Below are 14184 nucleotides of genomic sequence, written 5' to 3'. Positions count from 1 at the left end.
CACTCTATTCTGTATCGACATGCATAAATGCTAAAAAATGATTAACGCAATCCGTTGCAGCGCCAGTATCGACTTGGTTACCCATTTTCTCTAAACGCTTATAACTGAGATGCGCGGTCATATTAATCACCCCATTTAAGGTTTTATCGACCACAGTGTTAAAATTCAGGCATTTTTTCGGTTCACGAATCAAACTGGTCACGCCTAAATCAACAATCTGAATCAAAGTTTGAAACACCTCGACCATATCACTGATTTCATTATTCTTGAGTTGCGTGACCAAACTATGTGCCTGCTGAACCAATTGCCGATCAATTGGATAAGACACATATACCAACTCATCGTGATACTTGATCATATTGGAAAAATAATTGGCAAAGGGACAAAGACGCTCATTGCCAAATAAGGCAATCGACCACGGCATATATTTACGTACCGCAGCAATAATCTGTTGAATCACTTTTTCAGATTCAGCGGTGTTTTTTTGGGTGAGTTGTGTCGGCTGACGATTTTGAATCAAGAGTACTGAAAACACTTGCTCGACAATCTCACAGGCAATTTCTGAAAGCACCTCACCTAAAACTCTAGATTGGCTTTGATGCGTACCCTCGTTCAATTGCTGGCGGATGATTTCAAATTGTCCATGCGTGGCATCATTAATTTTCAACAGGATTGAATAGGCCATGAGCAACATCCTTTTTTTAATTTTGCGTTTTATATTGTTGTTTTAAGCATCAATATTTTTAAGTTATGTGATGCACTCCACAAATCTAATCCTATTTGTATAAAAATCCAACGCCTTTCATCGACTTTTTTAGAAAAATTTGAAGTGTATAAAGATGTTATCGTACTTGAGTGGTCGATTCGCTCTCATAAAAACCACTTTATGAAGATGTACTAAACATCTCCTCTATAAAAGCTCAAGAAACACCAATTTAGCCATTATTTAAGCGGCTTTTATCATTCACATCAGGTCAGGCTGAAATGCCTACAGAAGCGAGGATTTTTTGCTACAATAGATCTAATTTTTTATTCAATTTTAATCTTCTGTACTATGACTGACGCTCAATCTGCTCAAAATATTGCAACCACTTACGATCCAACCGAGATCGAAAAGAAATGGTATCAAATCTGGGAACAACAAGGTTATTTCAAACCCTCAGGTCAAGGTGAATCATTCTGTATCATGATTCCGCCACCGAACGTCACTGGTAGCTTGCACATGGGACATGGCTTTAACAATGCCATCATGGATGCACTGACGCGTTACAACCGTATGATGGGTAAAAATACATTATGGCAACCTGGGACTGACCATGCGGGGATTGCAACGCAGATGGTGGTCGAGCGTCAATTGGGTGCGCAAGGTGTCAGCCGTCATGACTTGGGTCGTGAAAAATTCATCGAAAAGATCTGGGAATGGAAAGAGCAATCAGGCGATACCATCACCCGTCAGATCCGTCGCCTAGGTTCTTCAGTAGACTGGTCGCGCGAACGCTTCACTATGGATGAAGGTTTATCTAATGCAGTAAAAGAAGTTTTCGTAAAACTGCATGAAGATGGCTTGATCTACCGTGGTAAACGCCTAGTCAACTGGGATCCAAAACTACAAACGGCGCTATCCGACTTAGAAGTTGAATCAGATAAAGAAGAAGCCGGTTCATTATGGCACTTCAAATATTTCTTTGAAGATAAAAACCTTCGTACCCATGATGGTAAAGACCACATCGTTGTCGCTACAACACGTCCTGAAACCTTGTTAGGTGATACTGCGGTTGCTGTCGCACTGGATGACGAACGTTATACGCACCTTGTTGGTCAGAACATTATCCTGCCAATTACAGGTCGTGCTGTTCCAATCGTTAAAGATGAATATGTAGATAAAGAATTCGGTACAGGCTGTGTAAAAATCACCCCTGCGCACGACTTTAACGACTATGAAGTCGGTAAGCGTTGCGAATTGCCAATCATCAATATCTTCAATAAAAATGCAGAAGTATTGGCTGAGTTTGAATACATCGCCAAAGCAGGCGAACAAATTTCTAAAACCATCCCTGCCCCTGCGGAATATATCGGTTTAGAGCGTTTTGAAGCACGTAAAAAACTGGTTGAACAAGCCGAAGCTGAAGGCTGGTTAGATCAAATCCAACCTTATACGCTTAAACCACCTCGTGGCGACCGTTCAGGTGTAATCGTTGAGCCGTTATTGACAGATCAATGGTATGTAAAAATTGCTCCATTGGCTCAACCTGCGATTGAAGCGGTTCAAGACGGTCGTATTAAGTTTGTGCCTGAACAGTACAGCAACATGTACATGGCATGGATGAACAATATCCAAGACTGGTGTATCTCGCGTCAGCTTTGGTGGGGTCACCGTATCCCAGCTTGGTACGATGCTGAAGGCAACATCTATGTGGGTCGTGACGAAGCTGAAGTCCGTGCCAAAAACAACATCCCTGCGGATGTTACTTTAAACCAAGATGAAGACGTACTGGATACGTGGTTCTCTTCTGCGTTGTGGACCTTCTCAACTTTAGGTTGGACGGGCGATGCCAAGAAAGATGCGGAAAACTATTTCCTCAATACATTCCACCCAACTGATGTATTGGTGACAGGTTTTGACATCATCTTCTTCTGGGTTGCTCGTATGATCATGTTTACGATGCACTTCATGAAGAATGAAGATGGTACGCCACAAGTCCCGTTTAAAACGGTTTATGTACACGGTCTGGTTCGTGATGGCGAAGGTCAAAAAATGTCGAAGTCTAAGGGTAACGTGCTTGACCCACTAGACTTGATTGATGGTGTTGACCTTGAGACTTTGGTACAAAAACGTACGACAGGTCTGATGAATCCAAAACAAGCGGCGAAGATTGAAAAATCAACCCGTAAAGAATTCCCAGAAGGTATCCAAGCTTACGGTACTGACGCAGTTCGTTTCACGTTCTGTGCACTTGCGAACACGGGTCGTGACATTAAGTTCGATATGAAACGTGTTGAAGGCTACCGTAACTTTGCCAACAAAATCTGGAACGCAACCCGTTTCGTGTTGATGAATGTTGAAGGTCAAACCGTTGCTCAAGAAGCGCGCCCAGAACTGTGGGAACTTCCAGAAAAATGGATCATGAGCCGTCTGCAAAAAGCAGAAGCTGCGGTACATCAAGCATTCGCGACCTATCGTTTAGACCTTGCTGCACAAGCGATCTATGACTTTATCTGGAATGAATACTGTGACTGGTATGTTGAGTTAACTAAACCAGTTCTGAACGATGCCAATGTCTCTGAAGAGCGTAAAGCAGAAGTTCGTCGTGTGTTACTTGCGGTGATGGAAGCATCTTTACGTTTGGCACATCCTTTGATGCCGTATTTGACAGAAGAAATCTGGCAAACGCTTGCGCCGATGTTAGGCAAAGGCGGTGCAACGATTATGACTGCGCAATACCCTGTTCCTGATCAAGCAAAAGTGAATGATCAAGCTGAAGCAGATATGCAGTGGTTACAAGGCCTGATTGGTGCAGTACGTAATATTCGTGGTGAAATGGGCTTAGGTAATGCACGTTTATTGCCTGTATTACTCAAGAACATTTCTGATGCTGAGCGTGAGCAAATCATCCGTATCGAAGCTTTATTCAAAGCACTCGCTAAAGTTGAAAGCATTGAGTTCTTGAGCAATGAGCAAGAACCACCGTTGTCTTGTTCTAGCGTTGTTAGCCATGCATCGGTATTTGTACCAATGAAAGGCTTGATTGATCCTAAAGCTGAATTGGGTCGTTTGCAGAAGGACTTGGATAAAGTTCAAAAGCAACATGATCAAATTGCCAATAAACTTTCGAATGAAGGTTTCGTAGCGAAAGCACCAGCAGCCGTGGTTGAGGGTGAAAAAGTGAAATTGGCTGAGTTTGCTGATCAGTTAGTGAAAATTAAGCAAAGTATGGAGCAAATTGCTGCTCTGTAAAGTATTGTAATCTTAAAATTATGATGTAATAAAAAGGGCTGATTATTCAGCCCTTTTTATTAAAAATAAATCCAAATTTCAAGTTCTTAGATTCCTTTCAAGTTGCGAAATGTTGCTCTATACCTGATATGCATTATTCCCTCTCCTTGTAGGAGAGGGTTAGGGAGAGGTGCTTTTGTTTTTCAAATAAGAACAAACATTCCATAAATCATCCAAAACTCTCTCAGTATTTTTTAAAATCTCATGATTCCAATACCGTTCTACTTTTAAATCCAAAGCCTCTAAAAACTTGGTTCGTTCAGCATCATAAGCCCGCCCATCCTCAGTCCCATGCTGACTACCATCCAGTTCAATGACCAAACACAACTCATGGCAGTAAAAGTCGACAATGTAGGGTGCAATCACATGCTGTCTTCGAAATTTAAGATTCATAAATCGTTTAGCACGAAGTAGTTGCCACATCAGATGTTCTGCATCTGTCGCATTACTGCGCATGGCTTTAGCGAATTCTAATAATTGTGGGTCTAGTTTCATTTTTTCTCCTATTTTTAATTTCCCTCACCCCCTTGCGGAACAGTGTTCCTCATCCCTAAGGGAGAGGGAGCATCCTTTATGAATTTGATAGTTATTCGATACGCAATGAAGTTCCCTCACCTTTCAGGAGATGAGCAGTGCTGCTGTGCAAGGGGGAGAGGTATTTTTACAAATTAAAGCACCCCATGCCCTAACAACATCTCCACTCCACTCACCTTCTTCATATGCTTTAAACGCTCCTTTTCCCACTTCAATTGCTGCTTTAACTCAGCACAATCTGCATCTATGGCTTTATACACATCACTAATATACACATACTCCGCTTTTACCTTTTTCGCCAACTGAAAAGAATCCAAAATCTCCTCAATTTGACTTTCCAACTGCTGACTTTGTGCATCCAAAGCCAGTTTATAAAACTTCACTTGCTCTGCCGATAACTCTTTCGTCCCGACACCTTTATTATTCTGTTCAAGCTGTAATTGAAGCTTGAGCAAATAAAATAAATCCTGCTGTTCATAAGCCTGACTTGCCTGCTGAAACAACTCGGTTTTTTCTTCTTTCTTAGTTTCGTCTTGTTCACGGTCAGGATGAATCATCGCAGCAATTTTTAAATAGACCGTTTTCAGCGACTGCGCTGCCATTTGCTCAGCTTGTTCTCTTTTCTGCTGTTGTCGAAGTTGCTTGGCTTGTTCTCGTGCCTGTTGTTGCTCGGCAGCGTACTGTTCAAAGTCATCTTGATCTAATTCTGAACTTTGCTCAGAATTTTCATCAGATTCAAACTTGGCTGACTGTAGTTTTTTATTCTTTTTAAGCGATTGCTGGGCATGTTGCTGATAAAAAGTATCGATCTGCTTGACCAGCTTTAACTGTTCATCCTTCAACATTTTGGAACGCTTTAACAACTGTGCAAGCTGGGCAATTTTTTGATCCAGTTGCTGCATATCAGTTTTGGAAAACTCATGCTGCTGTAACAGTGTCCAAAGTTGATCTAACTGCTGAAACAAGATTTCATGCAGCTCACTATACACAGGCATCAGTTTTTGTCGTGTATGCTGTTGAATCTCAGCTTGCGCATTCTGCCATGTAGCAAGACTGATTTTTTGCTGTTCTATTTGATCAATCAGGCGATTTAGCTTTTTCTGCTGTGAGGACGGTTCAGCCCTTTGCTTTAAACTGACTTTGAGATCAAAAGACATAACGCTGCCGCCTAAAAATAAAAAAGTGTAGCAATAATCAACCAACAAAGTCAGCAAACACTTTCAATATCCTGTTTGGAGAAACGAGTCACTTAACTAAGCTTTACTCATCGCCAAATAAGGCATTGGCTGAAACGACTTTGGTGATTTTAACTTTATCTTGTTTCAGCAAAGGATAGATTTTTTGTCTAAGCGCATCACTAGTCATAGTGCCATTCAGATTCAGTAATACAGGTTCTTCACTCAGAGAGCCTTTGCCCAAGTATTCTTGATTCAAATCATTGGTGGTTGCTTGATTCACCACCACAAAATATCCCGCAACACCTTTAACCTGACCACAGGCTAAACTTTGTGGTGACCAATCCCCTTGGCGAATCACTTTTTGCAACGTATAGCCCTTGCTTTTTAATTGCTGCGTTTGTGCTGCGGTTGCGATTGGAAAATCAATCCGCTTTTGCTGTCCTTTCCAGTTCACCAGCAAATGACTGGATTGACAAGATTCACGCATGACCCCGCCACTTCCTCTTAATGCGCCTTCATCTGGATCAAAACAGGATGAAATCACCTGAAAGGTTGCTTCACCACAATGTAACGGCTCAGATTGATAGGTCTTGAATGGCGTTGCGTGGGCTTGGTTTATTTGAATTAAACACAAAGATAAAAGGCAAAAGCTGACGAATTTATTGTTCATATCAAGTCATATTAGAATTAAAGGCTGATTCATTCTAACTTAAAAAATAGCGACTAAAGAATGTTCTCATACTCCTCAATTTGAATTAAACATTAAAAATAACAAACCCAATTTTTAAGCTAAAATCTTTTATATACATCATCATTTAAATACTCGAATTGTATGAAGAATAAAGTCCTATTACTCACCTCATTTATGTTGCTCGCTGGATGTAATGAAAAACCAAAAACATCTTCAGAAAGCGATCAACCCGCACCAAAAGCAGTACAACAGACTCAAGCCGCATCGGAACCTGTAGTTATTCCCGCTACACCCGAATCCGATTATCTCGCCAATAATTCAACTCCAATACCACAAGGCTATTCAGTCGATACAACCCATCTCAAAAAGCCTTTGTTTATTGATTTTGATGGCGATGGAAATCTAGATACCTTTCGAGTGCTGAAAAACCCAAATAAAAAAGGAATGAAATATCTCTTTGAATTCCGTATCTCAAATAGCGACAAAGTTTATTACTACGAAAATACAGATAAAGATTATGACCTCGATATTTTCGGAACTTTTAAAGTTGCACCTAAAACGGAGATTTATGTGGATGAAGACTATCGCTTTGATGAAGATGGAAACATCTTAGTAAATGAGCAAATTGACCCAAAACATTATCTAAAGTTCAAAGGTGATGGTATTTCCGTCAATGTCTTAGAAGAAACCTGTGCAACATCTGTGTTTTTCTTAACAGATGAAAAAATTAAACGCATTGCGCTGTGCTAACTCATCGCTTTTATTTCATAAAAAAGCCGCTTCATTCAGCGGCTTATTCACTCATATAAATGGATTATTGCGCAGTATATCCGCCATCCATCACCACCGCCTGTCCTGTGATTCCTGCACCTTTGTGACTGGCAAGGAAAATCGCATAGTCGGCAATTTCTTCAACGCTGAGTAAACGCTTTTGTGGCACCATCGCTAAAATTACATCTTCCAAAGCACTTTCCAGACTTACATTACGGGTTTTCGCCAAATCTGCAATTTGCCCACGCACCAATGGCGTATCTACATAACCCGGACATAATGCATTCACGGTAATGCCATCACGCGCACACTCCAAAGCCGCGACTTTGGTCAAACCAATCACACCATGCTTGGCACTGTTATAACCCGCCTTACCCGCAAAGCCAATCAATCCATTGATCGAAGACATATTGATAATACGACCATATTTTTGCGCTTTCATAATCGGAAACGCATGTTTAATCCCGATAAATGAACCTGTCAGCATCACCTGTACCAGTTTCTGATAAATCTCCGTGGCGAAATCTTCAATCGCTGCCACATGCTGAAAACCCGCATTATTGATCAGGATATCCAGACGACCAAAGGTTTGTGTGGTCAAATCAATTGCCGCTTTATAAGCCTGTTCATCAGTTACGTCACAAGGTGCAGACAAGGCTTCAAAACCTTGCTGTTTTAACTGCTCCACGGCTAGCTGGCATTTCTCTGCATTGACATCAGAAATCACCACTTTGGCACCTTCCTGAGCAAATTTTTTCGCAATTTCTAAACCAATACCGCTCGCCGAACCAGTAATAAAGGCCACTTTGGCTTCGAGTTGTTGAGTCACTGTACTACTCCTGTTCTTGATGATCTTGATTGCTCGCCAGTCAATACGGACGAGCTGAAATTAAAATTCGACTTAGACAATACCGAACCATGTAAATGCAGCAATCACCACAAATACCGCCAAGGTTTTAATAATCGTCACTGCGAAAATATCTTTATAAGATTGTTTATGGGTTAAACCTGTAACGGCAAGTAAGGTAATCACAGCACCATTATGCGGAAGCGTGTCCATACCGCCCGATGCCATCGCCACCACACGATGCATCACTTCAGGGGGAATACCCGCTGCTAAAATCGCTGCATTGTAGGTTTCTGCCATCGCGCTCAAAGCAATACTCATCCCACCCGATGCAGACCCAGTAATCCCTGCCAGTACCGTTGTGGTCACTGCACCATTGACCAAAGGATTGGTAAACGTCGTCCCCAGTGCATGGCTAATCAAAGCAAAGCCTGGTAATGCCGCAATAATCGCTCCAAAACCATACTCCGATGCAGTGTTCATCACCGCCAATAATGAACCACTGATACTGGCATTCACACCTTCTTTAAAGTTAGTTACCACGCGCTGATAATCAAATAAAATCGCCGCAATAATGCCAACAATCAAGGCCAAACCGACTGCCCAAATCGCCCCTGTTTTTGCCACATCAACAGTGTAGTTGGCGAGACCAATTGCATTAAAATCAAAGCCATTCGGATACCATTCTTTGATGGCTGTGGATAGATAACGGTTCATCACCGCAACCAGAATCAACGGAACAAAGGCCATACATTGACGCAGCACTGAACCGTTGTTTTGCTGAGATAGCTCTACATCAGCAGTCGTTTGCATGGCTGCATCTTCAGCAGCAAAACCAGCATAACCTTCACCTGCACGAGCAGCAGCTTTACGGCGTGACTCTAGATACAACAGCCCCATGCTTAAGACGAAGATTGCTCCAATTACACCCAAAAATGGTGCTGCATAGATATTGGTACCAAAGAAGGTGGTCGGAATCACGTTCTGAATTTGTGGTGTACCCGGCAAGGCATCCATGGTGAATGTAAATGCGCCTAAGGCAATGGTGCCAGGAATCAAACGTTTTGGAATATTGGCCTGTTGGAACAACTGATTGGCAAATGGATAAATCGCAAATACCGCCACAAATAAGCTAACACCGCTATAGGTCAGAATGGCACCCAGTAAAACTACGGTTAAAATGGCTTTTTTTGCGCCAATCAAATTGACAATGGTACGGGCAATCGACTCAGCAATACCCGACATTTCCACCACTTTGCCAAAGATCGCCCCCAGCAAGAACACCAGAAAATAGTCTTTAATGAAATTAACCATTTTCGGCATAAAAACGCCCGAATAAAACGGCAATACATTGGCGGGATTAATCAGAAAAACCGCCAGCAATGCACATAACGGTGCCATCAAAATCACGGAAAAACCGCGATAGGCCGTGTACATCAGCAAGCCTAAAGACAGCAGAATGACAAATAAGTCCCACATATTCTTTTACTCCATTCCAAAGAATATATGTCAGGGTCAACCAAATTATTTTTTTTATACTATGTGGTGGTTATCCTAACCATAAACAAAATTAAAATACTGCGAACTGCAGTACAGAATCTAAAGCAAAGACGCATGCTAAAACGTATTTTAAAATAGCATTAAAATCATAAAAAACAAGACGATTAAAACAAAATACATCATTTAAATTAACCATAAAAATCATACAGATATAGAAATAACACCCAAATAATTTAATTGATTAATAAAACAAATTAATTATTCAAAAATACTCATTAATCCCATCAAAGTATATTTAGCTTATTATTTTAATAATCTATTTTTCGATATTGAGATAAAATAAATCAATAATCTCATATCGTATTTCAAAACATAAACGGCTTGCCTCTCATCAGCGAATTAACAAAAATGCCAGTCACAATGTGCTGTTTTTTTTATAAATTACAGCATATAAATCAAAAACTTTCCGCATAGGTCGTCCACCATGACTTTAAAGCAACTCAAAGCATTTCTGGCTTTGACTCGTACCCTGAATTATGCAAATGCCTCTGCTGAATTGCATCTCAGTCAATCTGCTTTAAGTCTAAGTATCAAATCACTGGAAGAAGAACTGGGTGGTAAGCTGTTTAAGCGCAATACCCGTCGGGTTGAGCTGACACAGGAAGGAAAATCATTAATTCCCTATGCCAAGAAGCTACTGGCCAATTGGGAAGATATGGAAAAAGACGTCAAGCAACGTTTTAAACTCAATCGCGGCACACTAAACATTGCCTCGATGCCCTTTGTCACCCATGCGATTTTACCGCAAGTGATTCATAGCTTTTTAGCCAAACATCCCAATATCAGCTTTTCCATTCATGATATTCCCAATGAAAAAGTGCTTGAAAATGTTCAGGATGGCATTTTTGAAATTGGCATTTGCTTTGAACCACCACGCAATGATCAACTGGAATTTAAACCCTTATTTGAGGAAGATTTCCTTGCGCTCTTACCAAAAACGCATCCTTTGGCAAGTGCGGATTCGATCAGTTGGAAACAACTATGTGCCAATCCCTTTGTGACCTTGCAACATCCCTCGATCGTTCGACACCTGATTGAAGAAAACTGTCTTAAAAACCATCTGACATTAGATTTAAAAGTTGAATGTCATCAAATCAGTTCCCTCTCCAGCTTTGTGGCATTAGATATGGGCGTCAGTGCCATCCCCCGTCATTTTCAAAATTTTATCGACAAGGAACATAACGTCTTGATTGAGATTGAGGACGGCAAATTGCCGCAAGCGATTGGGATTGTCTATAAAAAAGACTTTGAGCTTTCCAATATCTCAGCCGAGTTTATTGAGATCTTGCTGCAACATGATTTTGGCTAAGCCCTTTCGGCTGTTACACCAAAACAGATTCGCCCCGTCATCGTGCCCTTTTGAGTGAAATAGATGAAATTTATTGTATTAATGAGTTTCCCTCATTAATCCTTTAAAAATTTAAACTTCTGTAAATAATCCCTGAATGCTAAAACTATTAGAAACCAAGGAATTTACAGGTGAAAAAATGAATAAAGTCTATTCAAGCGCAGCACTGGCACTGCAAGATGTGGTGCAAGATCAACAGACTTTTGCGGTTGGCGGTTTTGGCTTATGCGGTATTCCTGAGGCCTTGATTCAGGCGCTGAAAGAAACAGGTGTCACAGGCCTGACCTGTATCTCTAATAATGCAGGTATTGATGATTTTGGCTTGGGTGTGTTGCTCAAGACCCGACAAATTAAAAAAATGATCTCGTCTTATGTGGGCGAAAATAAAGAATTTGAACGCCAATATCTAAATGGTGAACTGGAAGTTGAACTCACACCCCAAGGCACATTGGCGGAAAAACTACGCGCTGGCGGTGCAGGCATTCCTGCTTTTTATACCGCAACAGGTGCAGGTACCTTGGTGGCTGAAGGTAAGGAACAACGCGAATTTAATGGTCGTACCTATATACTTGAACCTTCATTAACCGCAGATGTGGCCTTGGTCAAAGCCTATAAAGCGGATAAAGCCGGCAATCTGGTATTCCGTAAAACCGCGCAAAATTTTAATCCTGAATGCGCAATGGCTGGAAAAATCACCATTGCCGAGGTTGAACAGATTGTAGAAATTGGCGAACTGGATCCAGATGAAATCCATTTAGCAGGGATTTACGTCAATCGTGTGGTACTGAATGCCACCCCAGAAAAACGGATCGAACAAAAAACCCTCAAAGCACAGGACGCATAATCATGGCATGGACACGTGAACAGATGGCACAACGTGCCGCGCAAGAATTACAAGATGGTTTCTACGTCAATCTGGGTATTGGCCTGCCGACATTGGTTGCCAATTACATTCCAGAGGATATGGATGTGTGGCTACAATCGGAAAATGGTCTGCTCGGCATTGGTGAGTTCCCAACCGAACAGCAACTTGACCCTGATTTAATCAATGCAGGTAAACAGACCGTTACCGCGCGTGCAGGTGCAGCCTTTTTCTCCAGCAGTGAATCCTTTGCCATGATTCGTGGCGGGCATGTCAACATTGCCATTTTGGGTGCCATGGAAGTCTCCGAGCAAGGTGATTTGGCCAACTGGATGATTCCGGGCAAGAAGGTCAAAGGCATGGGCGGTGCCATGGACTTGGTTGCAGGTGTGCAACGTGTGGTGGTGTTGATGGAACACAATGCCAAAGACGGGACTGCCAAAATCGTCAAACAGTGCAGCTTACCACTGACAGGTCAAAAAGTCGTACATCGCATTATTAGCGACCTAGGTGTCTTGGATGTTGTTGCTGAAGGCATCAAACTGGTGGAGTTAGCGCCTGATGTGACTGAGCAACAAATTCAAGCGGCTACAGGTGTTGAACTTTTGATTGAAGCCAAAGCTTAATTCTATACACACTTTTATTTTCTCGTTGAAGTGATGCTGTGATGGCATCACTTTTCGCTGTTTTCATAACAGCAAAAATTCATTTAGGACAAATGAATCAGATACAACAAAATTAAAAATGGATGCTCAAGATGAATAAACAACCTGCCTTGTTAGAACGGTTTGCCCTGCGGATTAGTAACTGGTCGGAAAAATGGTTTCCTGACTCCTACATTTTTGCCCTGCTCGGTGTAATTATCGTTTCCTTTGCTGCCATCGGCATTGGTGCATCGGTACAAGATGTCGCCAGTTCATTTGGTAACGGTTTCTGGAGTTTGATCCCCTTCACCTTACAAATGACCATGCTGATTATTGTCGGTTATGTGGTTTCGGTTTCTGCACCTGTGAAAAAACTGATTCAGAAAATGGCACGGATTCCCCATTCGGGACGCAGTGCCATTGTCTTGGTCGCCACGGTCAGCTTATTGATTTCATTGGTCAATTGGGCGGTCAGTACCATTTTGACCGCATTGTTGGTAATTGCGCTGGCCAAGCGTAAAGAGCTACAGATGGACTACCGTGCTGCCGCCGCTGCTGCCATTATTGGCATGGGCGCAACCTGGGCACTGGGCATCAGTTCGTCTGCGGCACAATTACAGGCCAATAAAGCCAGTTTGCCTGAGTCCATCTATAACCTCACGGGTGTGATTCCATTTACCGAAACCATCTTCCTATGGCAATCCATGCTGATGACCTTGATCTTGGTGATTGTCTCAATTGCGATTGCCTATTGGTCTGCGCCGAAAGGTGACAACGTCAAAACCATGCAGGATTTTGAGCTGAGTTTTGATGAAGAAGAAAAAACTGAAGTTAAATCAACCCGACCGGGCGACTGGTTGGAAAACTCACCCTTATTGACCATTATCGTGGTGGCATTAGGCTTGATCTGGATGTTCATCGAGTTTTCTAAAACTAATCCCATCATCGCCATTTCTAGCCTCAATACCTATAACTTTGTGTTCTTGATGCTGGGGCTTGCACTACACCGTACTCCGCGAAACTTCCTCAATGCAGTGAGTCAGGCAGTGCCTGCGGTGTCGGGGATTCTGATTCAGTTCCCGCTCTACGGCAGTATCGCCTTTATTATGACCCAAGCGCTGAATAGTCAGGATTTATCGCTGTCGCATTATATTGCTGAATTCTTTGTTTCGATTGCCTCGAAAGAAACCTTTGCAATTGTGATGGGCATCTACTCTGCAGTACTGGGTTTCTTTGTTCCTTCTGGCGGTGGTAAATGGATTATTGAAGCGCCTTATGTGATGCAAGCAGCCAATGATTTACAAGTGCATTTAGGCTGGTCGGTGCAGATTTATAATGCGGCAGAAGCCTTACCAAATCTGATCAATCCCTTCTTTATGCTGCCAATGCTCGGGATTTTAAAACTCAAAGCCAAAGACGTGATCGGTTTTACTGTGACTCAATTGGTGTTCCATCTGCCTTTAGTGTTGTTCTTACTCTGGATTTTAGGACGCACTCTTACATATAGCCCACCAGTTATGTAACTACACAGTTCCGTCAGCGCCACTTTTTATCTTGAAACTCTTGAAGATGAAAAGTGGTGATCCCTGTTGCTTAGCACAGTAAAAAATCATCGACCGATCTTCATGCGCGTTCCCTCGGCTGGCTTTATTCAGTAATGTCCAAAACCGTGCTATTTTTAAGCAAATTGCACCACTTTTCACCAAAATTACAATTTAACTTCTAAATTGGTGCGTTTTTTGCTTTAGATATTTC

12 protein-coding genes are annotated in these 14184 nt (G+C 41.9%); 6 read left to right on the top strand and 6 right to left on the bottom strand.

The genetic code is table 11. The features are described from left to right. Positions 1-4: 4 nt before the first annotated feature. Entirely contained in the window at positions 5-685 is a 681-nt protein-coding gene (locus A7P55_RS04795) for a hypothetical protein (RefSeq protein WP_171551286.1), read from the bottom strand. Positions 686-1054: 369 nt separating this feature from the next. On the opposite strand from A7P55_RS04795, the gene A7P55_RS04790 reads away from it, so the two are divergent. After that, entirely contained in the window at positions 1055-3955 is a 2901-nt protein-coding gene (locus A7P55_RS04790; protein WP_171551285.1) for a valine--tRNA ligase, read from the top strand. Between the two features lie 159 nt (positions 3956-4114). On the opposite strand, the gene A7P55_RS04785 is transcribed toward A7P55_RS04790, so the two are convergent. The 3 genes from A7P55_RS04785 to A7P55_RS04775 all read right to left on the bottom strand — a co-directional run bounded on the left by A7P55_RS04785 (position 4115) and on the right by A7P55_RS04775 (position 6376). After that, positions 4115-4489: a DUF559 domain-containing protein gene (locus A7P55_RS04785; protein WP_171551284.1), complete on the bottom strand. Its 375-nt coding sequence runs from the start codon at positions 4487-4489 to the stop codon at positions 4115-4117. A gap of 173 nt (positions 4490-4662) precedes the next feature. Then, the gene (locus A7P55_RS04780; RefSeq protein WP_171551283.1) at positions 4663-5685 is read right to left on the bottom strand and encodes a molecular chaperone DnaJ; all 1023 of its coding nucleotides are present in this window, start codon (positions 5683-5685) and stop codon (positions 4663-4665) included. 103 nt (positions 5686-5788) lie between these two features. Further along, a complete protein-coding gene (locus A7P55_RS04775) occupies positions 5789-6376 on the bottom strand; it encodes a hypothetical protein (RefSeq protein ID WP_171551282.1) in 588 nt (195 codons plus the stop codon). Between the two features lie 162 nt (positions 6377-6538). Here A7P55_RS04775 and A7P55_RS04770 point away from each other — a divergent pair, with 162 nt between their 5' ends. Next, entirely contained in the window at positions 6539-7147 is a 609-nt protein-coding gene (locus tag A7P55_RS04770) for a hypothetical protein (protein ID WP_171551281.1), read from the top strand. Positions 7148-7211: 64 nt separating this feature from the next. On the opposite strand, the gene A7P55_RS04765 is transcribed toward A7P55_RS04770, so the two are convergent. Both A7P55_RS04765 and A7P55_RS04760 read right to left on the bottom strand, forming a co-directional pair. Further along, entirely contained in the window at positions 7212-7997 is a 786-nt protein-coding gene (locus A7P55_RS04765; RefSeq protein ID WP_171551280.1) for a 3-hydroxybutyrate dehydrogenase, read from the bottom strand. 72 nt (positions 7998-8069) lie between these two features. After that, positions 8070-9494 (bottom strand): GntP family permease, encoded by a 1425-nt coding sequence (locus A7P55_RS04760; protein WP_065343745.1) that lies wholly within the window; start codon positions 9492-9494, stop codon positions 8070-8072. A 505-nt stretch (positions 9495-9999) separates the two neighbouring features. On the opposite strand from A7P55_RS04760, the gene A7P55_RS04755 reads away from it, so the two are divergent. From A7P55_RS04755 to A7P55_RS04740, 4 genes are all read left to right on the top strand, one after another. Beyond that, on the top strand, positions 10000-10884 hold the full coding sequence (locus A7P55_RS04755; RefSeq protein ID WP_004803082.1) for a LysR family transcriptional regulator: 885 nt from the start codon (positions 10000-10002) through the stop codon (positions 10882-10884). Between the two features lie 178 nt (positions 10885-11062). Further along, a complete protein-coding gene (locus A7P55_RS04750; RefSeq protein WP_005243873.1) occupies positions 11063-11767 on the top strand; it encodes a CoA transferase subunit A in 705 nt (234 codons plus the stop codon). 2 nt (positions 11768-11769) lie between these two features. After that, positions 11770-12411 carry a CoA transferase subunit B gene (locus tag A7P55_RS04745; RefSeq protein WP_005243875.1) on the top strand — a complete coding sequence of 214 codons (642 nt, stop codon included), beginning with the start codon at positions 11770-11772 and terminating at the stop codon, positions 12409-12411. Positions 12412-12542: 131 nt separating this feature from the next. Then, positions 12543-13952: a TIGR00366 family protein gene (locus tag A7P55_RS04740; RefSeq protein WP_023271555.1), complete on the top strand. Its 1410-nt coding sequence runs from the start codon at positions 12543-12545 to the stop codon at positions 13950-13952. Positions 13953-14184: the final 232 nt, after the last annotated feature.

The sequence above is a fragment of the Acinetobacter sp. Ac_5812 genome (assembly GCF_013072695.1).
GTDB lineage: Bacteria > Pseudomonadota > Gammaproteobacteria > Pseudomonadales > Moraxellaceae > Acinetobacter.
Note: the sequence above shows the minus strand (reverse complement) of the source record. Positions and strands in the feature narration are given on the sequence as shown.